The sequence below is a fragment of the Xenorhabdus khoisanae genome, assembly GCF_001037465.1.
GTDB classification, from domain to species: domain Bacteria; phylum Pseudomonadota; class Gammaproteobacteria; order Enterobacterales; family Enterobacteriaceae; genus Xenorhabdus; species Xenorhabdus khoisanae.
Window position 1 is genome coordinate 20,701 of sequence record NZ_LFCV01000005.1, and the last position, 23,552, is coordinate 44,252.

At 45.1% G+C, this 23,552-nt stretch carries 40 protein-coding genes and 3 tRNA genes; 15 read left to right on the forward strand and 28 right to left on the reverse strand.

From position 1 onward, the window contains the following. Nucleotides 1–36: 36 nt before the first annotated feature. The 4 genes from AB204_RS01030 to AB204_RS01045 are packed head-to-tail and all read right to left on the reverse strand — an operon-like array spanning nucleotide 37 to nucleotide 1,410. Nucleotides 37–222: a hypothetical protein gene (locus AB204_RS01030; protein WP_235428007.1), complete on the reverse strand. Its 186-nt coding sequence runs from the start codon at nucleotides 220–222 to the stop codon at nucleotides 37–39. 12 nt (nucleotides 223–234) lie between these two features. Further along, nucleotides 235–699: a lysis system i-spanin subunit Rz gene (locus tag AB204_RS22195; RefSeq protein WP_053067805.1), complete on the reverse strand. Its 465-nt coding sequence runs from the start codon at nucleotides 697–699 to the stop codon at nucleotides 235–237. Then, on the reverse strand, nucleotides 696–1,097 hold the full coding sequence (locus tag AB204_RS01040) for a structural protein (RefSeq protein ID WP_047961547.1): 402 nt from the start codon (nucleotides 1,095–1,097) through the stop codon (nucleotides 696–698). Before AB204_RS01040 ends, AB204_RS22195 begins: the two co-directional genes overlap by 4 nt. Next, complete coding sequence (locus AB204_RS01045) at nucleotides 1,075–1,410, reverse strand: phage holin, lambda family (RefSeq protein ID WP_200898188.1); 336 nt, start codon at nucleotides 1,408–1,410, stop codon at nucleotides 1,075–1,077. Before AB204_RS01045 ends, AB204_RS01040 begins: the two co-directional genes overlap by 23 nt. A 60-nt stretch (nucleotides 1,411–1,470) precedes the next feature. Here AB204_RS01045 and AB204_RS01050 point away from each other — a divergent pair, with 60 nt between their 5' ends. The 3 genes from AB204_RS01050 to AB204_RS01060 all read left to right on the forward strand — a co-directional run bounded on the left by AB204_RS01050 (nucleotide 1,471) and on the right by AB204_RS01060 (nucleotide 2,431). Continuing rightward, nucleotides 1,471–1,662 carry a hypothetical protein gene (locus AB204_RS01050; RefSeq protein WP_047961549.1) on the forward strand — a complete coding sequence of 64 codons (192 nt, stop codon included), beginning with the start codon at nucleotides 1,471–1,473 and terminating at the stop codon, nucleotides 1,660–1,662. Between the two features lie 84 nt (nucleotides 1,663–1,746). Next, nucleotides 1,747–2,007, forward strand: coding sequence for a type II toxin-antitoxin system RelE family toxin (locus AB204_RS01055; RefSeq protein WP_047961550.1), 261 nt, complete (start codon nucleotides 1,747–1,749; stop codon nucleotides 2,005–2,007). 64 nt (nucleotides 2,008–2,071) lie between these two features. Further along, entirely contained in the window at nucleotides 2,072–2,431 is a 360-nt protein-coding gene (locus tag AB204_RS01060) for a helix-turn-helix domain-containing protein (protein WP_047961551.1), read from the forward strand. A gap of 88 nt (nucleotides 2,432–2,519) precedes the next feature. Here the strand turns inward: AB204_RS01060 and AB204_RS01065 are convergent, their stop codons facing one another. The 16 genes from AB204_RS01065 to AB204_RS01130 all read right to left on the reverse strand — a co-directional run bounded on the left by AB204_RS01065 (nucleotide 2,520) and on the right by AB204_RS01130 (nucleotide 10,317). After that, nucleotides 2,520–3,551 (reverse strand): DNA-methyltransferase, encoded by a 1,032-nt coding sequence (locus tag AB204_RS01065; protein WP_047961552.1) that lies wholly within the window; start codon nucleotides 3,549–3,551, stop codon nucleotides 2,520–2,522. A 112-nt stretch (nucleotides 3,552–3,663) separates the two neighbouring features. Beyond that, a complete protein-coding gene (locus AB204_RS01070) occupies nucleotides 3,664–3,864 on the reverse strand; it encodes a hypothetical protein (RefSeq protein WP_047961553.1) in 201 nt (66 codons plus the stop codon). Between the two features lie 200 nt (nucleotides 3,865–4,064). Continuing rightward, a complete protein-coding gene (locus AB204_RS01075; protein WP_047961554.1) occupies nucleotides 4,065–4,616 on the reverse strand; it encodes a DUF1133 family protein in 552 nt (183 codons plus the stop codon). Between the two features lie 34 nt (nucleotides 4,617–4,650). Beyond that, the gene (locus AB204_RS01080) at nucleotides 4,651–4,950 is read right to left on the reverse strand and encodes a Ref family recombination enhancement nuclease (protein WP_047961555.1); all 300 of its coding nucleotides are present in this window, start codon (nucleotides 4,948–4,950) and stop codon (nucleotides 4,651–4,653) included. Between the two features lie 16 nt (nucleotides 4,951–4,966). Beyond that, the gene (locus AB204_RS01085; protein WP_047961556.1) at nucleotides 4,967–5,560 is read right to left on the reverse strand and encodes a DUF1367 family protein; all 594 of its coding nucleotides are present in this window, start codon (nucleotides 5,558–5,560) and stop codon (nucleotides 4,967–4,969) included. A gap of 88 nt (nucleotides 5,561–5,648) precedes the next feature. After that, nucleotides 5,649–5,936, reverse strand: coding sequence for a HigA family addiction module antitoxin (locus AB204_RS01090; protein ID WP_047961557.1), 288 nt, complete (start codon nucleotides 5,934–5,936; stop codon nucleotides 5,649–5,651). A 35-nt stretch (nucleotides 5,937–5,971) separates the two neighbouring features. Then, nucleotides 5,972–6,658 carry a hypothetical protein gene (locus AB204_RS01095; RefSeq protein WP_047961558.1) on the reverse strand — a complete coding sequence of 229 codons (687 nt, stop codon included), beginning with the start codon at nucleotides 6,656–6,658 and terminating at the stop codon, nucleotides 5,972–5,974. 20 nt (nucleotides 6,659–6,678) lie between these two features. Further along, the gene (locus AB204_RS01100; RefSeq protein ID WP_047961559.1) at nucleotides 6,679–7,017 is read right to left on the reverse strand and encodes a hypothetical protein; all 339 of its coding nucleotides are present in this window, start codon (nucleotides 7,015–7,017) and stop codon (nucleotides 6,679–6,681) included. Beyond that, nucleotides 7,010–7,255, reverse strand: coding sequence for a hypothetical protein (locus AB204_RS01105; protein ID WP_047961560.1), 246 nt, complete (start codon nucleotides 7,253–7,255; stop codon nucleotides 7,010–7,012). The genes AB204_RS01100 and AB204_RS01105 overlap by 8 nt, the downstream gene beginning before the upstream one ends. Nucleotides 7,256–7,257: 2 nt before the next feature. Then, entirely contained in the window at nucleotides 7,258–7,431 is a 174-nt protein-coding gene (locus AB204_RS22660; protein WP_161796531.1) for a hypothetical protein, read from the reverse strand. A gap of 12 nt (nucleotides 7,432–7,443) precedes the next feature. Beyond that, nucleotides 7,444–7,680, reverse strand: coding sequence for a hypothetical protein (locus tag AB204_RS01110; RefSeq protein ID WP_047961561.1), 237 nt, complete (start codon nucleotides 7,678–7,680; stop codon nucleotides 7,444–7,446). 2 nt (nucleotides 7,681–7,682) lie between these two features. Beyond that, nucleotides 7,683–8,114, reverse strand: coding sequence for a hypothetical protein (locus AB204_RS01115; protein WP_047961562.1), 432 nt, complete (start codon nucleotides 8,112–8,114; stop codon nucleotides 7,683–7,685). Between the two features lie 146 nt (nucleotides 8,115–8,260). After that, entirely contained in the window at nucleotides 8,261–9,376 is a 1,116-nt protein-coding gene (locus AB204_RS01120) for a conserved phage C-terminal domain-containing protein (RefSeq protein ID WP_072061368.1), read from the reverse strand. Between the two features lie 9 nt (nucleotides 9,377–9,385). Next, nucleotides 9,386–9,556: a hypothetical protein gene (locus AB204_RS22665; protein ID WP_161796532.1), complete on the reverse strand. Its 171-nt coding sequence runs from the start codon at nucleotides 9,554–9,556 to the stop codon at nucleotides 9,386–9,388. 15 nt (nucleotides 9,557–9,571) lie between these two features. Beyond that, nucleotides 9,572–10,033, reverse strand: coding sequence for a toxin YdaT family protein (locus AB204_RS01125; protein WP_152671476.1), 462 nt, complete (start codon nucleotides 10,031–10,033; stop codon nucleotides 9,572–9,574). Nucleotides 10,034–10,089: 56 nt separating this feature from the next. Beyond that, on the reverse strand, nucleotides 10,090–10,317 hold the full coding sequence (locus tag AB204_RS01130; RefSeq protein WP_047961563.1) for a transcriptional regulator: 228 nt from the start codon (nucleotides 10,315–10,317) through the stop codon (nucleotides 10,090–10,092). Between the two features lie 400 nt (nucleotides 10,318–10,717). Here AB204_RS01130 and AB204_RS01135 point away from each other — a divergent pair, with 400 nt between their 5' ends. The 12 genes from AB204_RS01135 (at nucleotide 10,718) to AB204_RS01185 (ending at nucleotide 17,917) form a co-directional block, all read left to right on the forward strand. Then, nucleotides 10,718–11,089 carry a hypothetical protein gene (locus tag AB204_RS01135; protein ID WP_053067806.1) on the forward strand — a complete coding sequence of 124 codons (372 nt, stop codon included), beginning with the start codon at nucleotides 10,718–10,720 and terminating at the stop codon, nucleotides 11,087–11,089. 853 nt (nucleotides 11,090–11,942) lie between these two features. Next, the gene (locus tag AB204_RS01140; protein ID WP_047961564.1) at nucleotides 11,943–12,275 is read left to right on the forward strand and encodes a hypothetical protein; all 333 of its coding nucleotides are present in this window, start codon (nucleotides 11,943–11,945) and stop codon (nucleotides 12,273–12,275) included. A gap of 13 nt (nucleotides 12,276–12,288) precedes the next feature. After that, a complete protein-coding gene (locus AB204_RS01145; protein WP_047961565.1) occupies nucleotides 12,289–12,537 on the forward strand; it encodes a hypothetical protein in 249 nt (82 codons plus the stop codon). Nucleotides 12,538–12,552: 15 nt separating this feature from the next. Next, nucleotides 12,553–14,679: a hypothetical protein gene (locus tag AB204_RS01150; protein WP_047961566.1), complete on the forward strand. Its 2,127-nt coding sequence runs from the start codon at nucleotides 12,553–12,555 to the stop codon at nucleotides 14,677–14,679. Next, complete coding sequence (locus AB204_RS01155; protein WP_047961567.1) at nucleotides 14,676–15,173, forward strand: siphovirus Gp157 family protein; 498 nt, start codon at nucleotides 14,676–14,678, stop codon at nucleotides 15,171–15,173. Before AB204_RS01150 ends, AB204_RS01155 begins: the two co-directional genes overlap by 4 nt. Nucleotides 15,174–15,216: 43 nt before the next feature. Then, nucleotides 15,217–15,396, forward strand: a complete 180-nt coding sequence (locus AB204_RS01160; RefSeq protein ID WP_047961568.1) for a hypothetical protein — start codon at nucleotides 15,217–15,219, stop codon at nucleotides 15,394–15,396. Nucleotides 15,397–15,409: 13 nt separating this feature from the next. Continuing rightward, nucleotides 15,410–15,640: a hypothetical protein gene (locus AB204_RS01165; protein WP_047961569.1), complete on the forward strand. Its 231-nt coding sequence runs from the start codon at nucleotides 15,410–15,412 to the stop codon at nucleotides 15,638–15,640. Then, entirely contained in the window at nucleotides 15,637–16,260 is a 624-nt protein-coding gene (locus AB204_RS01170; RefSeq protein WP_047961570.1) for an HNH endonuclease signature motif containing protein, read from the forward strand. Before AB204_RS01165 ends, AB204_RS01170 begins: the two co-directional genes overlap by 4 nt. Further along, nucleotides 16,253–16,435 (forward strand): hypothetical protein, encoded by a 183-nt coding sequence (locus AB204_RS01175; RefSeq protein WP_047961571.1) that lies wholly within the window; start codon nucleotides 16,253–16,255, stop codon nucleotides 16,433–16,435. The genes AB204_RS01170 and AB204_RS01175 overlap by 8 nt, the downstream gene beginning before the upstream one ends. 66 nt (nucleotides 16,436–16,501) lie before the next feature. Then, complete coding sequence (locus AB204_RS21070) at nucleotides 16,502–16,699, forward strand: hypothetical protein (protein WP_072061369.1); 198 nt, start codon at nucleotides 16,502–16,504, stop codon at nucleotides 16,697–16,699. Further along, nucleotides 16,668–16,886, forward strand: coding sequence for a DUF4224 domain-containing protein (locus AB204_RS01180; RefSeq protein WP_047961572.1), 219 nt, complete (start codon nucleotides 16,668–16,670; stop codon nucleotides 16,884–16,886). Before AB204_RS21070 ends, AB204_RS01180 begins: the two co-directional genes overlap by 32 nt. 2 nt (nucleotides 16,887–16,888) lie before the next feature. Further along, on the forward strand, nucleotides 16,889–17,917 hold the full coding sequence (locus AB204_RS01185; RefSeq protein ID WP_047961573.1) for a tyrosine-type recombinase/integrase: 1,029 nt from the start codon (nucleotides 16,889–16,891) through the stop codon (nucleotides 17,915–17,917). A 110-nt stretch (nucleotides 17,918–18,027) separates the two neighbouring features. Here AB204_RS01185 and AB204_RS01190 read toward each other — a convergent pair. The 8 genes from AB204_RS01190 to AB204_RS01225 form a co-directional block, all read right to left on the reverse strand. Beyond that, nucleotides 18,028–18,114 (reverse strand) — tRNA-Leu (locus AB204_RS01190). Between the two features lie 6 nt (nucleotides 18,115–18,120). Continuing rightward, nucleotides 18,121–18,194 (reverse strand) — tRNA-Cys (locus tag AB204_RS01195). A 4-nt stretch (nucleotides 18,195–18,198) separates the two neighbouring features. Then, nucleotides 18,199–18,274, reverse strand: a tRNA-Gly gene (locus AB204_RS01200). Between the two features lie 144 nt (nucleotides 18,275–18,418). Further along, nucleotides 18,419–18,967 carry a CDP-diacylglycerol--glycerol-3-phosphate 3-phosphatidyltransferase gene (pgsA, locus tag AB204_RS01205; protein ID WP_047961574.1) on the reverse strand — a complete coding sequence of 183 codons (549 nt, stop codon included), beginning with the start codon at nucleotides 18,965–18,967 and terminating at the stop codon, nucleotides 18,419–18,421. Nucleotides 18,968–19,023: 56 nt separating this feature from the next. Then, nucleotides 19,024–20,856, reverse strand: coding sequence for an excinuclease ABC subunit UvrC (uvrC, locus tag AB204_RS01210; protein WP_047961575.1), 1,833 nt, complete (start codon nucleotides 20,854–20,856; stop codon nucleotides 19,024–19,026). A gap of 22 nt (nucleotides 20,857–20,878) precedes the next feature. Beyond that, nucleotides 20,879–21,538 carry a UvrY/SirA/GacA family response regulator transcription factor gene (gene uvrY, locus AB204_RS01215; RefSeq protein WP_047961576.1) on the reverse strand — a complete coding sequence of 220 codons (660 nt, stop codon included), beginning with the start codon at nucleotides 21,536–21,538 and terminating at the stop codon, nucleotides 20,879–20,881. A gap of 376 nt (nucleotides 21,539–21,914) precedes the next feature. Beyond that, on the reverse strand, nucleotides 21,915–22,316 hold the full coding sequence (locus AB204_RS01220) for a GFA family protein (protein ID WP_047961577.1): 402 nt from the start codon (nucleotides 22,314–22,316) through the stop codon (nucleotides 21,915–21,917). Nucleotides 22,317–22,506: 190 nt separating this feature from the next. After that, a complete protein-coding gene (locus AB204_RS01225) occupies nucleotides 22,507–22,872 on the reverse strand; it encodes a hypothetical protein (RefSeq protein ID WP_047961578.1) in 366 nt (121 codons plus the stop codon). Nucleotides 22,873–23,552: the final 680 nt, after the last annotated feature.

A 23,552-nucleotide genomic window follows, 5' to 3' on the forward strand; every position in this document is an offset into this window, starting at 1 on the left:
TCATTTGCTCTGAGGTGGTGGGGTGTTATTTGCCAATTAACCTAATTTTGCCCTGACCAGACAGTCCTTAGCTTCTAACAGCTTGCGTAGACCTACTGCTTTTTCCACTCCATCAGGCAGTGATTCATCCATTGATTTAGCCAAGTCACCGATAGGTTTACTCACGGCTTGTAAATGCGGTGGCAGGTGAGCATATTCAAAGTACTTCATAATTGATGACATAATAACCTCCGTTCATTTTTGACATTCAATCTTCGCCCAATCCCTCAATCCGAGGAACTGGGCTTCGAGGGTTTCAAGTTCTCCGAGGAGACGTACATAATCCTGTTCAGCGTCTTTCGCCAGTCTGGCGGGTCTTGAACCATCCACGCCGGAGGGGGCAGCGGTTTCAGACACGGGGCACTCGGCTTTGACGTACACGCGCTTAACGTTAGTGCGGAGAGTATCGCTAAGCTCATCAAGTTTAGATTTGGCATTGGCGAGTTCCTGTAGTTGTTTAGTGTCCCGTTCTGCGAGTTGCTTGATGCGCTCTTGCTGGTTGGTGTTGATGGCGACTTGTTCTGATAAAGATTGCTCCAACTGCTCTTTGTCGTTCTTCAATTCCGCTATCTCGTCCGATTGGAGTTGCAGAGCGATAATCAAAATGGAAAACAATGCCAATGCGCCCAGATAGAGAAATTTCTCCAGTTTCGTATTCATAGCATCTCAAATGCCCGTGTGAAGATATCATCGGAATAAGGTTGCTTGCCGTTCTCGTGCCGGATAATGGACTTAGCCAGCGCAATCAGCGTGGGTTTATTGATGTCCAAAGCCTGATTCGGATCGACATTCAGTGCCTTAGCAACACCCTTGATATAGGCTGAGGTGTTGTTCTCATTGGTCGGCGCCCAGCGGTCTATCATCTTGGACACACTCTGATAACCGTTCTTGTGGTAATGGGTCAGCAACTTCATGAGTGCCCGGATACCGTACTCCGCAGTCACGAAACGACAGAACCGAGGCTCGAGCTTCGGATCATGCCTCAATTGACCCTGCCACTTATTAGCGGGATTGTGATCAATATTGCCCGGGTTGTTATTGCGAATTCCCCTCGTCATTGCTGACCCCCGCTCTTCTCTCTGCCGCCTTACGCAGCAATTGGCCGATAAAGTCCGTACCCAGATAACCAATCACCACACTGCCGATGTAGGCCAAGTCAGGATTCAGGCCCATGAGATTTAATACATCACGTATGAACCAGGCGAACATGGCACACATAAAGGCATCAATAGAGACTCGTAGCCACCCCCCGCCGTTATAGCGGCCCCGGAGGAAAGCCATTGTCCCCGCGAGTGCAGCCCCGATACCCTGCTCTCTTATTGAGACGAGCCAGTCACTAAGATGCACCCAGAAATCAGGATTTTCTTTCATCTTCATATTCCACCCCATTTGAACAATGGGCGTCCGTGGGGGTGAAATAGGTTCGCCCCTGTGAGTTGTAGTAAGTGGGATGCCAGCCACAATAGAGATACTGAAGTTCTGGAAGTGATTGCGGTGGCAAATTCGGTTAATACATTGATGGCCACTTCTTATTTTCGCCCCTCAAGTGAGGAAGAAAAAGAGGAAAGTGATTATAAAAAAGCCACACCTAAGCGCAGCCCTGAAAACAATATCGTATTTTAATCGTATTTATGTTGACATAATGCGATCAAAACCGTATTATCTAATCATCCCAAGCGGATATGCTCTTTAACAAATGAGGAAACGATGGTTACGGTTCAATGGACAAGGAAAGCACGAAAACAGTTGCTTTCAATCGATACCAGATACCGGAAAGCTATCAATGAGAAGGTTAACCAACTTGAAACTTTTCCTGCAGTGAAACTAGATATCAAGAAGCTTCATGACCTTGATAACCAGTACAGGCTACGGGTTGGCGAATACAGGATAATCTTCGAAATTACTGACGGCGAACCGGTTATCTGCTCGATAATGGCAGTCAAACGGAGAACATCGACAACGTACTAGGCGGGGTAACCCGCCATTTCCTCATTATTAAATTCACCGCGACTCTAGCCACCCGGATGAATACATGAAAATGCAATACATAAACGATGAAGCAGGAAAACCACTATATGTTGTCCTGCCAGTAGCTGAATACGAAAAACTTATCAGCGCAAAGGAAGATTGGGAGGATGTTCCATACACTCCGTCAAAATACGATGATGTGACCGTACCTAACGGTGTCGTATCTATCATGGTTGACCAGGATGTTTCTATTCTGGCGGCTTGGCGTATCTATCGTGGGTTGTCTCAGTACGATGTAGCTGAAAAGCTCAACACAGCTCAATCAACCGTGTCTCAGTGGGAGGCATCAGATCGACCACAGAAGCGCACACGAGAAAAACTGGCTGCGCTATATGACTGTACTCCAGAACAACTGATTCCATAACCCAACGACCCCGCTCAGGGGTCTTTTACTTTGGCTGAAATATCGAAAAGCCACGCTATGTGCAGTCACTGAGTTGTAAACCCAAGGCTTACAACTGGCTGTTAATCTCTTGCTCTGTCTGCCTAAACCGCGCTTCTTCCAGCTCAACACCCAATATACGGCGATTCAATTTCAAGGCCGCTTTCAGTGTTGCCCCGGAACCCATAAAGAAATCGGCCACCAGATCCCCTTCCCGGCTGCTGGACTGGATAATATGCGCCATCAGGTCAGCGGGTTTTTCACAGGGATGTTTGCCCGGATAATATTGCACCGGCGCAAATTGCCAGACATCGGTATAAGGCACGGCAGCGGTGACGGTGAACGAACGGCGCATTAGGCCGTATTCCTGCCGCAATTCTTCATACTGGCGTGATAACGTCAGGTGAGATTCCACCAGCTCATTGTAAGGGATATTCAGTTCCCCACGTTGGTGTTTTTCTTTAGCAACGCGGTCAAATAGCGCTTGTAGCTTCTGGTAGTCAGATTCATTGAGTAACTGCCACTGACTATCACTGAACCAGTGACTGGCCATCTGTTTGCCGGTGGCAGCGTGAATCTCTTTTGCTGTGACGCCTAACGCTTTTCGGGCATCACGGAAATAATCGTTCAGCGGCTTAAATACCGACTGTTTCAGTTCCCGACACTGTTTGAAATAGCCATCACCTTTCGGGTGATAGGGTCCCTGATAATGTTCAGCAAAAATAATGCGTTCGGTGGCTGGGAAATACATTCGCAGGCTTTCTTTGTTCTGCCTACGCCACGGGCCAGACGGTTTCGCCCAAATGATATGGTTCAACACATTGAATCGTTCACGAACGAGGAGTTCCGTATCTGAAGCCAGACGGGAACCGCAGAACATATACAAGCTGCCGTTGGGTTTCAGTACCCGCCAGAACTCGGCCAGGAGTTCATCCAGCCATGCAAGGTAAGCCGTCACATCGTGCCACTGGTTATCCCAGCGACAGTCTTTCACGCGAAAGTACGGCGGGTCAGTAGCGATTAAGTCGATGCAGTTGTCCGGTAACGTTTTGATAAATCTCAGCGAGTCGTCGTTAATTAATGTGATACCACTTAAATTCACAATATTTTTCCCTAAATCGACGCTGACTGGCTCTCAGGGAAGCCACAGGGGGAACAGCGGGTGCTATCGAATCCACCCACCGTTTATTTCACCGCTTAAGGCATTGCCCCTATCAAGGGCAACGCTTAAAAAAAGTGTCGTTGTCCCGGCTTTCCATCAGGCCAGCAAGACAAAATTGAGTTAACAGTAATTGGCAACGGGGCGCTGATAGCCCCGTCAGGGTGGAAATATCTGAGACAGAAACCCAGTCATACAGGGGGACGGTTTCCAAAACACAGGCGGCGGCTGTTATCATATCTTCATGTTTTAGCATGATAATTTTAACCTTTGGTCAGTTAGTCGGCGTGAACACACATGTAACTCTGACCGATGACAACAGCAAGTCTTATGTTTATTTCAGGTATAAAAAAACCTGCACGGGGCAGGTTTTCTTTGAATTTCGCTGCTTGCGGATATAGCTTCGCGAAGCGTATATGAAAATAGTAACTCTATTGCTCAAAAAGTCAAACTTTTTTAATCAACGTAATGGTCTTGTATTTCCAACTCATCACACATGGGGCGATATAACATAAACTCTGATACCCTTAACCAGTTTTCAATTCTGCGGCGGCAGGTTGACAGTGACGTATTGGGATGCCGCTCGTGCATTTCAGAGGCAATACAATAATAAGATTTCTTGTATATATAATGTTCTTTCAGGATATTCAACAGACCGGGATCATGTTCCATTACACGGCCAATCACGGCATCCATTTTTAGCCCTTCCGCATCGGTACAGAACCATAAGCTACTGATCGCTTTTTTATCTTTCATCTGACCAAAAATCTGCAATAACTCTTCTTTTGTCAGGCCAGCCTGTTTCATTCTTTTCATGGCCATGTGCAAAGCTTTTTTGCTTATCACCGGCTCTGACAGTAAACGAGAAAAAATACCTGCTGCCTGCGGAACTTTGCGAATGGCAGACCAGTTTCCCCATACACTTAACTGCCCACGTATCCAGACACTTTCAAGGGTACGCAACCTCAGATATTCGTCACCTTTTCCACATGTTACCGGATAAATCATTTTGCGCCCCTTAACTTCATCTTGCTTGATATATTCACACCCGACATAACCGTACCTCTTCCACTTCCTTTTTAACCTGTTCTAACAATTCAATTTCTGTCCCGTGGTTCCCCTGCCATGTTTTCGGCGCCGCATGGAATCCCGTGGGATAACACGCCCGATGGTGGCGGGGACAGAGCGGCAGCACGGAGAAGTGATTGGCCCGTTGTGCCATCCCCTGCCCGGTTCTCACATGATGGATTTCAGCCGGCGATGAACCCAACCCCAGATTCCGGCAGGCAATACAACCTAATGAGGACACATCCGACAGCCACTGTTTTTCACTTTTAGTCATGGGTCTTGCCTCTCCTTTACGCAAAATCAAACAACTGTGCGGCAGCGTTCTCGGCTGCCTCACGGGTCGGAAAATTGCGGTACAGGATGAAGTTCCACAGTACATTCAGGGTTTCCTGATAGAGCGGCTGAAATTCCAGATCATCCATTTTGGCGAAGCTGACTGAACGGGGTTCGCGGTACAGGCTGCCATTGGGCATTTCATAAGTGTCGTAATACCCGGCCTCGACCGTCACCCAACGGCGGAATGCGTCAAAAGATTTGGTAGCGGTGATATTCTGGACGCGGTTTTTCGATACCCCGGCAAGGTATTCATCAGCGGCGGATTGTAAGGCATCTTCACTGCCCGCAAAGTGAGCCAAAAATTGTACATAACCGCGCACAAGTTCTTTTTCTTCAGGGGAAATCGTGCCGCCGACTGGCTCCCAGTATTCAAAACCGAGATTCAGCAAGGCAAAGTATTTACGGTGGAAACGGGGATTACGGGCTTTCTTGAAATCAGCCTGCAGCACATCGCCGCATTTGATTCTCGAATGCAGGTATTCTCTGGTTGCTGGAGTAGCAGGCCGTAGAGTGTCGTCGGAAATTTTGATAAAACTATGCTGCGCCATTCTTGTTCCCTTAAGGTAATGGCACAGCAGCTTGTGTTTAGGTTCGGATGTTCAGGCCGATGGAATGATTTTAGCGGGTTACAACCTGTTATGCTACCGACAATTTCTGCAAGCGGGAGGTATCCAGACTCTGCTTGATATGCCAGATATCATAGGCATTCTGCATTCCCAGCCACACATGCGGCGCACTGCCGATCACCATCGAAAGGCGTACCGCCATTTCAGGAGAAACATGGGACTGACAAGTCATCAGCCGCTGTACGGTAGACGGCGCAACATCTAGTGCTTTCGCCAAGGCTCTGGCACTCAGATTCAAGGTTTCCATTGTTTCCTTGATCAGCTCGCCCGGATGGGGCGGATTATACATGGTGCTCATTAGTGGTAATCCTCATATGATCAGGCTATCACCTTCTATCTTGATATTCGTTCATGAATAAAAGCCTCAAATCCACTGTCTGGATCTGAAAGTTGTGGATAGTACCACCTATACAGCCCATAGGCGGGATCATGTCGCCGTTGTCTGTCCTCCTCCTCTGGAAAATAGTAATTACCTCCATCTGGTTTATCAATAAAATGCCGGTTTATATTAAGCTTTGGGCGTAAGTTAGACGTTGAATATATTCTCGTCCCCCCTAACGAACCTTTAACTGGCATATTGAGATGATTAGCTAATCTTTGAGCAAGCCCATTTGCTCCAGCCCAGCAAGCTATTATTCTGATACACTGAATATTATGCCCTTTGTTTTTTAGACTGATTAATAAGTTATGAACTGTTTTGCAAAAATTATCTAAATTCATCCCATGTGCATATTCACATGTTCCCCAAAATAATATCGGAGAACCCACTGGAGATGAATGCCCCACAATATTGAGTCTATATTTGGGCTTGTGTTTCGGTTCGTCTAAAAAACAAAAAAACCTGCCCTCCTCATACTGGTACAATTGGGTCGTTTTCTGCCCCAACTCATTACCCGTCATTGCCATAATACTGGATATCGAGTGTCGATACTGTCCCATAATTCCTCCTGCATTCAACACTGCTTTTAATGCATGATAGGTCCAATCTTCAAGAACAACACCATCTATACAGCTTGGCATAATTCTTCAGAGGTAACTCCTTATAACGCTAATTTCAATTCATGCCAACCCAACGTATTCCAACAGGCCGCTTCCCCCGAAAAACAACATTCCGTCACGGGTAACGATTCACCACATTTTCCACAGCATTGTTGCTGTAGCTCAACCACCTGCTGTTTTGATGAACGGTCATCCATTCGGATTAACATCGTGAGATATTCATTGATGTCGTAAGGCTCCCTGCCCGGTCTGCGCAGTGCACAATTACGCTTCAGCATCGCCAGCTCCTGATTATCCAGCAGCAATTCGATTTTGGTAACGCCAGCCTCCTGCTGGCGTTGACGTTGGGCGGCTTTGCGTTCTGCCGGGGATTTAGCCATGGTTGAACACCCTGAGTTTATAAACCGAATTGCGGGTGCGGATAAATCCATCTGAATTAAAGCTATGAATATTTTCAACCGGTGACGTAATAATTTCAGCGCCATCAAACCAGCGCTGATGAACATCATGATAAATACGCCCGCTTGCCCGAAAATCATGGTTACCGTAGAGAATAAATCCTGTCAGCTCGATTTCAGCCGTGTATGCAATCGCTTGGGTATTTAACTGTTTATCCATTGTTACTCTCCCAGCCAGTCGTAAACAAACCGGATCAACGCCATCACCGGCAGTGAAACCGGAAATGTCAGGAGCAGGAACAAGGCGAGTACATAAATCCATAACGCTTCATCAGTGAATATCTGCCAGTAACCGATCACTTCGTCTCTCAGATAATGAAGGTAATTATTTTTCATTGGTTTTGCCTCTTAAGGGTTCATCACTTCACGCCAGTAATTCAGGCGTGTTCTAAAAAACTCCCGTTGGTCACCGGGGGTCTTTTCAATTTCCATAAAAATGGTTGCCCGGCTGATTTTCCTCAGTTTGAGCTGTTTGATTAACCGGCTGGCTTTTAAATCCAAGTTCTCCAGATCACGATAGGCTTGTGGCCATAACCCGCGGTTATGTGGCAACCCGGCAGGTAAATAATCAGATTGTGCCCCCATGATTACGCCTTGGATTCAGCCGCCAGACGTTTCATGACCGCTTTTTCCGTGGGTTTCTGTGCTGCCATGACCTGCTTGTAAACGGCTTTCTTCATGGCGCTATTACATAACAGGACATGATGAACACGATCCAACGGCATCCTCAGCAGGATAGCGATACTTTCGGCGCTGCGCCCAAGACGGGATAATTCATAGATCCCCCTGACAACTTTTCGCCCGTAATTAATACGTTCGCCAATTTTGACAATCGGTTCAGATACCGTCGCAGGCTTGGCAACCTGAACGGGTTTCGGTTTAGGCTGGTAAGGCTGACGGCTGCGCGCCCGTGCTGCCTGATGGTAACTGTCGATAATGCTGGCTGAGTGGTCGCATCCATCATCAGCACTGCGGCGACGGTCAAGGATCAATTTTGCTAAGTTGGTCTCGTTGGTCATTGGGTCTTGCCTCTTTTTGTTTTTTTAGCTTTGGGTTAGAAAGCCTCTACGTTGTTATGGGTCAAAATGCCTTATCGGTATAACGGCGCTCTCGCAGTTCCCGTTGTTGAGCTTGCTGCTGCATCCGGCCTACTTCGTCGCAGGACTCATTGGGTTATACATTGCGTCTCGATAGATCCACCCACAACCCGAAATCCCGATTGCAATGCTTCTTTCGCCGCCTGCTCTGCAGCCTGTTTCCAGATCCCACGCCAGGCGGCCAATGCCGGCACTTCACTCATCCGCCCTAAACCCGCTTTACGCGCGAGTTGCGCCGCCAGTTCCTGAATACGATTAGCCGGTGTCCAGCCGGTTGAAAACAATTGTCGGAACGTGGCATCGCGCTCCACCGTATCAATGGTGATGGCGGTTTCTCCGGCTTTCAGCCAGCGGCCGTTGACACAGGGAGGACGCCCCGCTTTGTCCCATTTGCGGGCTTTGTCGAAATATTCCGCGCAGTTATCCGGGCCAAACAGGGTTTTCGGGCGTAAGTAATCCTGCATCTTGCCATCGTCCAACCACTTGGCCGTCAGGTAGTCGGTGATCAGCATCAGGTCTTCCACTACATAACCGTCGCTTAGCCGCGCACGGATATACCCCATCGTGGTTTTGCCATCGCGGTAGTTAGAATCAGTCACCTGATTGAAATAAATTAATACTTGCCGGGCTGGATCATGGTCGGGTTCCACGGGAACCTGACAAGAAGAGTTAGTCTCTGTTGTACTCTCTGTAGTAATCTCTGTTGTAGTCTCTGTAAGATCAGGCCAATTTGACCCATTCAGAACGGCGCATTCTGACCCGTTGGAGTGTTTCAAATTGCCCTGGTCGATAAGGTCATTTTGACCCGCTCGATGGTCTTCTTTTACGTTGTTCGATGGGGTCATTTTGACCTTATCGGCTAACAGCGGGTGTTCATAATTTATCGCGTAATAATTCGTCCGGTCATGACTGGATTTATTAATCTGCTCAATCTGCAACACGCCCATCTTTTTCAAATTCCCCAGCGCCCGTTTGATGGTCGAACCCGATAAAAATGGGAATTGTTCCTGCCATTTTTCGACCGTGTTATAAATCCAGCGGCAGCCATTGACCTCAACACCGGATGACGTCTCCGTCAGCCAGTATTGGATCTGCTGCAAAATAATGGCCTCATTCAATCCCAGGCGCGTAGCCAGCTCAGGAATAACCACCAGTGGGCGACTTTTTAACAATAACAAACTCATACCACGCCCTTACTTATTCTGGCTCTGCGACCGGGATTTCTGCTGTTGACGCTGTTCCCAATCAATCAGAGCCGCTTCCCTACGACCTTCAAAAATTTCTGACACTTCCTCAAAAGTGGCCGGCTTATCGTTCCGGCGAAAGCCATTGCGATAAGTGATCTTATCGATGGGTTTCATCATTGGTCTTGCCTCTCGTTAATGTACGTTGGTCAGACGCGGTTCAATGGCATTTAACGCGGATATGGCTATCGCTATTCGGTGTGACATGTCACGCCCTCCTAACAGGGTTTCGCTAATGGCAGCGGCAAATTCTTTAATCGCCACCGAAGCAAGATAATTTAACCGGGCTTCGCTGGTTAACTTTGCCCGACGTTCTGCCGGTAATGCCGCTTCAATCGCTGGCAACAGTTCCGTGATCTTACGTTGCGCCGCAGTGGAATCACTGCGTAACCACCGGAAGATCTGTTGGCGGTTATTGTTGATGGCTTTCCAGTCCGCATTCCCTAATGTGTCTTCAATCCGGTGTAACCGGGATTGAGAACCACCACAATACAACAGGAAATACATACGACTGACTTCAATGGCTACATGCTCCTGACCTCTCTCCATGGCCCAAGCCTCAACTTCAGCTTTAAGCGTATTTATGTCTTGCTCCACGATTTGCGTCTCCTGTCGCAATGTTGATTATTGAAAATCAGTTTCTTACTGACACCTCAGCTAATATCTGTTTCAGGCCAGATCTTCTGCCAATCATTAGGACGAAGATCTTTCCTTGTGACTTTCCCATCCGTGGCGTTTTCGATATCAAAGCATCGAGCAAGAGGAACCGGAGCATGACCATGTGCCATTTGTGACAAATAGGAACTGGAAACACCAAGTTTCTCGGCAAGACGTTTAGCTTCGCCACGTTTTAGAGTAGAAATGTAATCATTGAGTCTCATAGGTACCTCTTCGTTGGAAATGACAAGAGTTTAATAAACACTAAACTTTTGTCAAGTATTTGCTTGTTTAGTGAATACTAATCAAAATTACGTTCATGTAATGAATACCATTACATGTGCAGTGAATGGCGTTATATGTGCAGTGAATAGCGTTATGTGTGCAGTGAATAGCGTTATGTGTGCAGTGAATAGCGTTATGTGTGCGGTAAATAGTGTTATGTGCACTGTGAATAGCGTTATGTGTGCGGTAAATAGTGTTGTGTGCACTGTGAATAGCGTTATGTGTGCGGTAAATAGTGTTGTGTGCGGTAAATAGTGTTGTGTGCGGTAAATAGTGTTACATGATGCAACGAGTGATGTCACTTCTGTTCAATCCCTTATATGGAACTTTAGAAATAAAATGACTATTAAAAATATCAGACAGCAACGTCTAAGAACTTGGTTTTCCGACAAAACTCTTCCTGAAAAAGAGAAGAGTTATTTATCACAGCTTATGAACGGTAAGGCATCTTTTGGTGAAAAGGCGGCGAGACGATTAGAAAAGGACTATCACATGCCAGAAGGCTATCTGGATGCGGGTGCGAACGATGCAGATATAATAGATCCGCTGCAAGTTACCTTAACACCTAGACAAAAAATTCTGTTGGAATTGTTCGAAGAATTGCCAGAGAGTGAAGCTACTGCTCTGATAAAAAATCTTGAGGAGAAAAAACAGCACTATGATAATTTGCTAGAAGAATTATTACATAAAAAAAAGCAAAAGAAAGCATAGGAAAGAGTCATACTCTGACTTTTTCCTTTTTTATCAATTAGATAATTATTTCACAGACAGTCTTATTTCCAAATATCTCTACTCATAATTAATTAGCTGAATAGATAGACTTACAGCTACCTACAACTAAACCTACCCTATATTTTCCTCAACAAAAACAAATACAGCCCCTCAACTGAAAAAATATATTCAATAAAAATCAATTAATTAATCCATGAATACCGACCAATAACTCCTCATTGTTTAATCTTTACTTTACTTTTAGTTTATTAATTACTAAACTTCATTCCATCAGCAAACAGGCAGGATGCCCACGAAGTAGCCGCTACCGGCATATGAAGAGGTAGATGATTTGCTCAGACAACACGGCACAGCAGCCGTTTAGGTTTAAATGTTCAAGACCGAATTTACCGTTTCAGTTGTCATGAAGGAGGAGAACCGCAGCGCTCATTATGACCTGCCATGATTACCACTTGATGACAACTGGCTTTTATCCCAACACCAGGGGATACAGTTAGAAAGAGACCAATCACCATTAGAGTGATGCACCAAAGAGGCAACTAAACCGGTCGTCAGCCTTGACCAGGGTAAAGCGACGCTGGATAGCGTAACCAGCACCTTTTAGTTCGGAGACCATCTCATCGACATGATGATACGTAAGCGGCAATAAGTAACCTGACTGCCCGGAAAGACGGGCACTTTATTACAGACGTAAAAAAACCCACCGAAGTGGGTTCTTTTACCCCGAATCGCCGACCAAAGCTATCGGGAGTTCTCAGGGCGGAGACCAATCCGCCCAAAGAGGCAAGACCAATGATTACTCATCGATCCACGATAATATATAGGAGTTGCTATGAAAGCACAACCCAAGACGCTCAATGTCACTCTCTACGTCTATGCCAAAGAAGGTTTTGATAAACAGGTTGAATTCACCACGCTGACCTGCGAAGCCGAGAACGTGACCTATTGGGGCGCATTAGTGCATCAGCAGGCGGTGGAAATTCCTCTCCCATCCATCAACAAATCTGATCTCATCCATGCGCAGATCAACGCACTTAAGGCTGAAAAAGAAAAAGTGTTAGCCACTGCACAACGGGAAGTGAACCGGATTGAAGACCGCATCCAGTCACTGCTGTGTATCGAAGGTAAACCTGTTTCCACTGCCGATATGGAACTGCCTTATTAAACCAGGATGAATTATGCAAAGCATCAATGATGTGATTGAAATGATTCTGGATGCAGGCTTAGCTGCGGTTGAGCACGAAAATAACAGTGACTTCGTGAACGGGGTAACCCATATCTCCATTCTTGGCGGAAAGCGGCGGGTGGAATATTACCCGACAACGGGGATGGTTTACTCCAATCCCGTCAAGGGACTTTATTCTACTTTCCGACGTCCCAAAGCCGGCATTCGAAGAGCCATCAAACTGGCTAAAACAGGCAATTAACCAGAGGCAAGACCCATGAAAACTTATGTTTGTGTATTTGAGCCGACCCAGGCGGCTCAACAGGATGGTGCGGTATCTTTAGCCATCGCCCTTGAAGCCAATTCCATCAAAATGGCTAAAGCATTAGCCATCGTTCATCTGGGTGAGGAGTACCCGGAGGACATGGATAAATTTAATACTGATACCCCGGTGATTTGTGAAGACCGTGTCGGTTCCCCTCGCCCATCCGTGGGTAAGTTTGATGAGAAGTTTGCGTCTGAATATGAATTTGACGGCACAACGTGGAAAGCTAAAGTTGTTGAGCTCGATACCCGAAACGAACTCGCTAACTTTAGCAAAGTGGCCACCATTGTTCGTGTTGCGGCCATATTGTTATTCAACACCACTGAGCTGACAAACGGACAAATTTCTGATGCGCTGAAATTTGTTCATCAAGGGACGGATCAACCCAAACTGCGCAACATCGCCTATGGGTTAGGCGGCATCATAAAAACCTCATTGATGAATGCGGCACAGACACAAAAAATCGTGCGGGCTGTTCAGGAACACTTTTCCTCTGCGAAGGAGGTTGATTATGAACAAGTCACCCAATTTGGGGAAAAGTGGCTGTCTGGTTCGTACCAAAAACGCGAGTTTGATCATAATTACGCCACGCTGGACTTAGAAATTGCAATGGCCTTGCTGGACGGTGACTTTGATTGCTGGGAGATCCTCTCACAAGAAATGAGCGCAGCTAAAAAGCTGATGGCCGACCATGATGAAGCATGGCGACGCTGGTCTACGGCATTTCGTATCAGGACCGATGCTTTATCCATTCCCAGGGAAACACTTTTCAGTGTTGTGCGTGAAGGCAAGCAGCACCCTGAATTGCTGACCGATGCTGACGCGATGAAGGCATTTTTAAACCGCGCCTTAGGTGACACCAACATCACTGAATTACAGGATGAGCCTAACGAGCCTGCATCAATACCAGAAATCTCAGCAGAAAACGTCACTGCCGATGAAGTTGAAACCCAGACAGCGCCCGAAGCCAAAGAGGAAAAAAGCGAAACTAAACCCCGTAAAACCAGAAAGACCAGACCTGCCAAAAAGGAAACCGTACCGGAAACCGAAGAAATCGCGCCAGAAGCTAATAAAAACGGGCCAAAAATCGAGGAAACCGTACCAGAAACTGAGAAAGCTGCACCAAAAACCGAGAAAGATGCACCCAAAACGGCGGCAAATGATGAAATCACCCCATTGCTGCCAGTCAGTGGCCAGAACGCCAGTAATGATAATTTCCAGCACCGTGCCGATCTGCTCGAAGAAACCATCAAGGCACAGGGTAATCAACAGCAGGCCAATCTGCATATCTGGAAAGCGGTTCAGCGTACCGATCCCCGCTTTACCAAACCATTGGAAGGCATGGGCTATAGCGGTACCAGTATTAACAGTAACTATATGTTGATGCGGGCCACTGAAATATTTGGCCCAATTGGTAAAGGCTGGGGCTATGACATTCTGGAAGAAAAATCTATCGACGGCATTCCCATGACTGAACCCGTTCTGGATGAGCGTCATAAACAGATAGCCACCCGCTTTTTACGTGATGGCGACGGTTCACTTATTTTTACCCAGAATCACTCTATCAAGATCTTGTTTTGGTATGTGAATGAACAAGGGGAACGGGGCGAGTTCACCAGTTATGGCGCTACACCCTATCGCTATCAGTCAACTTATGGCCCTAAAGCTGACGGTGAAGTACTGAAAAAATCCCTGACGGATGCCATTAAAAAAGCCTTATCCATGCTGGGATTCAGTGCTGATGTCTTTATGGGCATGCATGATAACCCGGAATATCTGGCAGAAAACAAAATCGAATTCGGTATCAAGGCCGCCAGTGACAAAGCTGAAGACCTCACCCGTTTGCGTAAAGAGCTGGACGAGAAGTTTGCCCGCAACACCGAAACCATGAAAACGGCGATCACTAAAAATGAGCTCAGGGGCATTGCATCCACGCTCACCCGTGAAATCGACGTGCATCTCAAGAACGCGAAGTCGCTTGGTGACAAAGAGTATGAACGCTACCTGTCAGGCCGCTTACGCCGTTTAACTGAAATCGAGAAAGACTGTTTAACCCAACTAAAAGAGGCAAACCCATGACCACGACCGCTATTGCATTAGCCGCTGATTATGATCAGCTGCAAAAACTGATAGCCACCGGCGAATTTTCGCCGGAAGCCATCGCTGACACCCTTGAAGGTCTCGAAGGTGCTTTAGGTGACAAACTGGATGCCGTTATGATCCATGTTCGTAACCTTGAAGGACAGGCCAGAACGCTGGACGACGAAGCCAAGAGATTGGCCGAACGTAAAAAATCCTTTGAGGGTCAGGTCAAACACCTTAAGAAATATGTGCTGGATTGCTTACTGAAAGCAGAACTGAACAGCCTTAAGACCACGAAAAATACCTTCAGTGCGCGTCAGGGCGTCGCCAGAGTCATTATCGATAATGAGATGTTATTGCCCGATGAATTAGTGGATGTTCAGACCATTACCGCACCGGATAAAAAAGCCATCAAAGAGGCTATTGAACGTGGCGAAGTTGTGCCGGGCGCGCATATTGAAATCGGGGAAAGAAGTTTGCAGGTTCGTTAACCATCAGTTTATGCCCGATGATTCGGGCATTACGGAGGACATTATGGCAGCAAGACTTGAAGTCAGTATCTTTTATAACGAAGAAATTGGGCAGTGCGAAGTGACCTGGTCGGCAGACAGAACCGAAGATTTTTCGCCCATGGAAAAGGCCACCCTGGAACAACTGGAAACTGCCCTGATAAACCAACTCAGTGCGGGTTCCCGTAACGGTCAATTACATTGAGGGAGTAAACATCATGAAAAATACGCTTGAAGATTTGAATAACCATCTTTTTGCGCAATTAGAACGGTTGTCTGACGAAGATCTTTCCAACGAAGTGTTAGAAACGGAAATCCGGCGGGCAAAAGCCATTTCTGATGTGGCCACCCAAATCGTCGGCAACGGACACCTGGCGCTTAAAGTTCAAAAGGCCCTGGGTAATCATGAAATCAAGTCCGCCCCCAAATATCTGGAGGGCCGATCATGAGCCAGAGATTTGTGTATTCCCCTGAAATGGAAAGCTGGATGAAAGCCAACTACCTGTTGCCATTAAACGAACTGACCACCCGGTTCAACCACGCTTTTTCTGTTAACCGCTCTAACGAAGCGATTAATGGTTTAAGAAAAAGACTGGGATTGCGTACAGGCCGCAGCGGACAATTCCGCACAGGAAACCGCCCTGCTAATGCCGGTACCAAAGGATTAACCAGGCCCAATGCCGGTTCATTTAAGAAAGGTCAGCCGGCATGGAATAAACGTCCGGTAGGCACGGAGCGGATAACTCGTGAGGGTTATACCGAAATAAAAGTGGCTGACCCCAATATCTGGCGGCATAAACACCATGTTATTTGGGAAGCACATCATGGCAAACGCCCCACGGGAACTATCCTGACCTTTAAAGATGGCAACCCGCAAAATTGCCAGATTGATAACTTATTGATGCTCACGAACAAGGAACATGGCGTCATAAACAATTTCTATCACGCCGTATCCATACAACATAAACCCACCGCCATTAATCTGGCACGGATAAAAATAGCCGTAGCTAAACAAAGCCAGAAAATCAGACCAAATCGCAGTATAAAAAGAGGCCAGACCCATGCTTAAACATCAACATAAACGTTACCATCCCATCAGACTCACCCTGCCCGATGGTACAAGCGGTCAAATCATCACTGACCGCCGCTGCGCCGTCTTCTACGACTTCCCGCCCGAAGTCAAAATCGAGCCGGTTGAGCGCACTGAACCCGACAGTCCATCTTCCGCCCGTAAAACTGATTAAGCCTAATCAGAAACTTGGCCATGTAATGACTAGCATGATGGGACATCCACTGAACGGAGCACCATCATGCAGCCCTGGCAACCGGGACAACAACTATTAACTAACTTCGATATCAAACTGGGACGATTAGCGGCCAGTGTCAAAAACACGCCCTGCAGTCAGGCCGAGATTACCCGCGCCTGTGACACCGCTGATCTGTTCATTCTATTGATGATGAGGCAAGACCAAGACCATGGAAATAAATCGCGACATTATCACCGATGAAGAAATGGAAGAACTGACTGGGTATCAAATCCCTTCCAAACAATGTGAAGTACTGGCCAAACATGGCATTTTCTTTATCGCGCGCCAAGACAATAAACCCAGAACAACCTGGACGCATTTTAACAACCCTATGATTGCCACCCGTTACTCTAAGCCTGCCGAAGAGCCCGATTTCGAGAACATGTAATTATGGCCAGAACAAGGAAGAACGCCGCCGATGCTAAGTTACCCAAACGGGTCTATCGGGGAAAAACCAAATTTGAATTTCATCCGGCCAGAGGAGGATCGATTTCCCTCTGTCCTCTGGACGCCCCGCTTTCAGTTATCTGGGCGGAATATGAAAAAGTTATCAGTGACATGTCACGAGAGGAAAACACCGTGTCAGAGTTAATCAAACAATTTCTGGCTTCAGCCACGTTTCAGGATCTGGCCACAGATACTAAAAAAGATTATCGGAAATATGCCAACAAGCTGACCCCTGTGTTCGGGAAAATGGCACCGGACAATGTGAAACCTGAACACGTCAGAAAATACATGGACAAACGCGGCCTGAAGAGCAGAACGCAGGCCAACCGCGAGAAAACTTTCTTTTCCCGGGTCTACAAATGGGGCTATGAGCGGGGCATGGTCAAAGGCAATCCGTGTAAGGGCGTGAAACAATACAAGGAGAAAGCGCGAGAACGGTATATCACCGATGCTGAATATAATGCGCTTTATTCCGTCGCCCCTGCCGTTGTTAGAATGGCAATGGAACTGGCTTATTTATGTTGTGCACGACAAGCCGATGTTTTGTCACTCACCCGCGCACAGTTAATGGAAAAAGGGATCTTTATCCGGCAGGGTAAAACCGGAAAACAACAAATTAAGGCCTGGACGAAACGCTTAAAAGAGGCGGTAAAACTGAGTGACACCTTAATTACCGAGCCGGGTATTGTCAGTATGTATGTGATTTGTCAGGCCACGGGGCATAAATATACCCGTGATGGTTTTAACAGCCGCTGGAAGAAAGCAAGAAATATCGCGAAAGAAACTTTTCCAGAATTGGATTTTAACTTCACGTTTCATGATTTAAAGGCGAAAGGGGTTTCAGATCTGGACGGTACGCTGGCAGAGAAGCAGGTGATTTCGGGTCATAAAAATATTACCCAGACGGCAAGATACGACAGAAAAATTGAAGTGGTTCCGGTTGTTGGCGGACAACACACCGAAGGATATTAGGCAAAGATATTAGGAAATTATTAGGAATGTGATTTACATCAAAGAAAAAAGCCACCGTAAAGGTGGCTCTTTCTAACCCTAACTCACTGTTTTATCAGCAAGTTTTTATATGGTGCCCAGGGCGGGACTTGAACCCGCACAACCTAAAGGTCGAGGGATTTTAAATCCCTTGTGTCTACCGATTTCACCACCTGGGCTGAATTTGGAGGCGCGTCCCGGAGTCGAACCGAGGTTGACGGATTTGCAATCCGCTGCATGGCCACTCTGCCAACGCGCCTTTTTGGAGCGGGAAACGAGACTCGAACTCGCGACCCCGACCTTGGCAAGGTCGTGCTCTACCAACTGAGCTATTCCCGCTCTTCTTCGAACTTGTTGATTTACTTAACTTGTTTCGTAAACCTCATGTGCCGTTCGATGCGTTGCATTCTACTTATTTCACGAAATGAGTCAACACAATTATTTAGAAAATCCGTCCGTTCGCTGATTTTTGCGTCACTTCGATCAACCTTCACGCAAATCAACCCATGCGGCGCTCAAATATTGAAACATGGACCAGAACGTCAATACCGCAGCTGCATATAATAAGATAAATCCCCCCACTTCCAGTTCAGTGCAAGGACGCCATAATAAAGCCACTAATGCCGCCATTTGTGCGGTGGTTTTTATTTTTCCCAGCCATGAAACAGCCACACTGCTACGTTTTCCCAATTCTGCCATCCACTCACGCAGAGAGGATATGATGATCTCGCGAGCAATCATTGTCGCAGCAGGCAGTGTGATCCACCACGTATGATAATGTTCTGCGATAAGCACCAACGCAGTGGCAACCATAACTTTATCTGCTACCGGATCAAGAAATGCCCCAAAGCGCGTTGTCTGTTTCCATAAACGGGCAAGAAAGCCATCAAACCAATCCGTTGCAGCAGCGATAACAAAGATACTGGCACACAACATCGGTGCCCATTGGAATGGCAGGTAAAATGCCAAAACAAAGAATGGGATTAAGGCAATACGAAACAGGGTAAGCCATGTTGGAATATTTAATTGCATAATGCTTAGTAACTATCTGGCCATGTAAAGTTTATCAGTATGGTGCATCAATACTCTTAGTGTTTCAACGCATTATAGATTTTTTCTGCCAATGCATAAGAAATAGAAGGCACTTTTGCGATCTCCTCTACACTTGCGTTGCGTAAAGGCTGTAATCCACCCATATATTTTAGCAGCATTTGTCTGCGTTTCGGCCCTATGCCTGCTATTGATTCCAGTGTACTGGTCTTTTTCACTTTTTCTCGGCGCTGACGGTGGCCAGTGATGGCATGGTTATGAGATTCATCCCGAATGTGTTGAATAACATGTAAGGCTGGTGAGTCAGGAGGAAGCGCCATGCCCTCACCCCCCGCTTCAAAAAATAAAGTTTCTAACCCTGCTTTGCGATCACTTCCTTTCGCAACACCAATCAGCTTGGGATGATTTTTATCCCATTCAACGTCCAAAGAATTGAAAACTTCTATTGCCCGTGCGAGTTGCCCTTTACCACCATCAATAAAGATGATGTCTGGAATTTTGGATTGATCAATCGCCTTACTATATCGACGATGTAAAACTTGATTCATCGCCGCATAATCATCTCCGGGTGTGATACCCGTAATATTATAGCGACGATATTCTGCACGCACAGGGCCGTTACTATCAAAAACAACGCAGGATGCAACAGTCTGTTCTCCCATTGTATGGCTGATATCGAAACATTCCATACGCCCAATTTTTGTAAGACCTGCGAATGCAGCAAGTGATTCTAAGCGTTGATGGATTGTTGATTGCTGGGAGAGTTTCGTGGTTAATGCAGTGGCTGCGTTAGTACGTGCCAATTTCAGGTAACGCGCTCGATCGCCTCTTGGGCGCGCTTGGATATAGATCTTTCTGCCCGATAATTCAGAAAGTGATGTTTCCAACAGTTCTTTTTCAGGTAACGCAAAGTCCAACAAAATTTCTGTCGGTAATGTCCTGTTTTGACTGCCCTGAAGATAGAATTGACCAAGGAAAGTCTGTACGACTTCATCTAATTTAGTATCAACAGGAATTTTGGGATAGTAACTCCGGCTGCCCAATATTTTTCCTTGACGGATAAATAATACGTGTACACAGGCCATACCTGATTCAAAGGCGACACTAATAACATCAAGGTCATCCCCCTCACCAGAAACAAATTGCCGTTCAGTCACTTGTCGTACAGCTTGAATCTGGTCACGGTAACGAGCAGCATCTTCGAATTTAAGTTGCTGGCTGGCTTTTTCCATTTTATCAACCAATTCAGTCAGCACTTGTTGATCCTTACCCGCTAGAAACAAGCGAACATATTCAACCTGCTGCTGATATTCTTCATCTGTTACGAACCCCTTAACACAAGGAGCAAGGCAACGGCCAATCTGATATTGCAGGCAAGGCCTTGAGCGGTTGCGATACACACTGTCTTCACACTGACGGATAGGAAATAGTTTCTGCAATAAAATCAAGGTGTCACGCACAGCGTGGGAATTAGGAAATGGCCCGAAATATTCCCCTTTCGCATGTTTAGCTCCACGGTATAATGTCAGGCGAGGATGGATATCACCACTTAAGAAAATGTAAGGATAAGATTTATCATCCCGCAACAATACATTATAGCGAGGTTGATAAAGTTTGATGTAGTTATGTTCGAGCAGAAGGGCTTCAGTCTCTGTATGGGTAACTGTGACATCTATCTGAACGATATTTTTCACCAGTGATTCTGTTTTACGACTGCTAACTTGTGTCCGAAAATAGCTGGATAACCGTTTTTTCAGATCCTTGGCTTTGCCAACATAAATCACCGTACCAGAGGCATCATACATTCGGTAAACACCCGGCTGACTAGTGACTGTTTTTAAAAATATCTTTGAATCAAATTGATCTGCCACGATTTCCACCCATCAAATTTTCTCACCCACCGTGGTTCACTATATCTTGTGTATCAAGCAATCCACAGCGTATTGCTATATGGGTCAATTCTACATCACCATTGATATTTAGTTTACTGAACATTCTATAACGATAGCTATTCACTGTTTTAGGACTCAAATTAAGCAGTGTAGAAATCTCATTAACCTTACGACCTTGAGTTATCATTGTCATGATTTGTAATTCACGCTCTGAAAGTTCATCCAATGGGTTTTCTTTTTGAGGGGATAATTGATTGAGCGCCATCTGCTGGGCAATATCTGGGGAAATATAGCGTTGACCAGCATAAACTGTTCGAATCGCATTAATCATATCCTGCGGTGTTGCTGCTTTGCTCAAATACCCCCTAACTCCTGCTTGCATCACTTTTGTCGGCAAAGAGCTTTCAGTATGGATAGTTAACATAATCACCCGTATATCAGGTGAATAGCGGATAATTTTTTTGGCTGCTTCAAGCCCCCCGATTCCGGGCATTCCCATATCCATAATCACAACATCTGTGCTGTTTGATCTGCACCATCTGACCGCATCTTCTCCACTGCCAGCTTCTCCTACGACTTTGATTCCTCTTGCATCATCAAGGATACCTTTCACGCCAATGCGAACCAGTTCATGGTCATCAACTAATAAAACATTAATCAAACAACATCTCCACTAACGTAATACCCACTGAAATAGTGATAAATTAATAAGATCCCAAACCAAGCCAATATGCTTATTTTATCTTCATGATTTTCATAAAATAATTTAGAAAGAAGACAGCATTCTCTCTCGAATGAGAGAGAGATCTTTTTGATGAATTAACGGATTATACTAACATTAGTACGAAACAGAAAGAAAATTGTTACATATCAATAAAGTAAATTATTTTAATCATTCCGTTTATTATGAAATATTTTAACCACACAGCCTTGTTTAATACTTTTCAGAACAACATATAAATATATTATTCATAATAGCCCGCTTTAATCCACCATAATACGAATGGGGTAATACTACCCCATTCGTATTGTAACAATTATTTAAATAAATTAAGGATATCTTGCTTAGTCAACATCGGCGTTTTTTCAACAAAATTATAATACTTAGGTTTGCTGTCTACATAAATCTGGCGGGATAATTTACTAGAATGATTATTTTCGAACAAGGCAACTGGAACATAATAAGCACTGGGATGATGTAAGTGGTAGAAAAGATGTGTGCCACATTTTTTACAGAAAGCTCGTTCTGCCCATTCTGACGATAAATATGTTGAAATATTTTCAGCCCCCTCTATTTGTAAATCATCCTTACAGTCTACAGATAGAAATGGACCTCCATTCCATTTTTGACATATTTTACAATGACATGCGTTAACTTCCTCAATGCCTTGACCAGTTTTTATACCAACAGCGCCACATAAACAATGACCTTGATTCATGATCTCGCTCTCTATCTACCCAAATTTATAGAAAAAACTCATATCTGAGGTTGAACAACATCACCACCATGTTTCATTAAAAACCCCATGTTCACCACAGTAACTCCCCAGTTTTTAGCGCGTTATATAAATAATAACTCATAGTTCCAAAATTGCAGTTTAAAAAATGAAAGTACAAATAAAAAATAAACTATTTATCTCGTGCATCCTCCTCCTCATCATCATCATCAATATGCCAATTGTGCAGTATTCGATGGACAAAAGGTGTCACTACCATCCCAACTGCAATGAAAAAGATAGCCTGAAGGAATAGTCCATAAATGGCTGCAAAATATTTTCCCAGCATACTGACTGGCTCAATGTGCAAATTTTGAGTTCCAATCATTGAAACAGAATTCAATATTGCATCGGGTATAGCATGGCTTTCAATCAAGAAAAACCCCAATACTCCTGGAATAATGCCGATCAAAAAGATAATAAATGCGTGCAAAAGGAAACGCACTATCCGTAAAATAAATCTATCGAGGCTAATTAATTTATCAGTAAACTTTTCCATACCAATCCTCCACTAATAAATTAGTTACCATGGTGATTGTATGTTAGTTTTTATTTTTATCAATGATTATCCGTCAGATATTTCCAATTACGCTGAATACTGGTGCCACATAAAAATTTTGTTGAACAATCCTCAGCAGCCATTACGAACAGGAAAGGTTATTTATCCGGATAAGGAAACATTTCCATTCCATCAGGCAACCCCAAACACGGACTGTGCACAGAAACCAAAGCATATATACAATATGTAAAAATTTTGAGCACAGCCCTTTAAAAGGGTAAATAATATTTTTAAAGAGAAACATTAAATTTAGTAACACATCAATAAAATGGAATGATAACTCAAAAATTTAAAGGAAAGTTTTACTTCATCACTCACCAAATTAACAAACAACGCCTTTAATTTATTCTTAATGGCACATACCCTATTAATACCACGCCTTATATTGCAGTAAAAACAATCGATGTTAACCAATTAACGACCTCAAACCAACACCAATAATATTAATGCACTTAATAAAAACAAATAACTTATTTTTTATAAGTAAGACTTGATAAACCAGAAAATTAAAAAATTCAAATAAAAGAACAATCAAAACAGAAAGTAATGAATAAATGAATTTCACATCTGATAATAATAACTTATAAATACAATTGGCTTGACATGACTAATAGCTAACG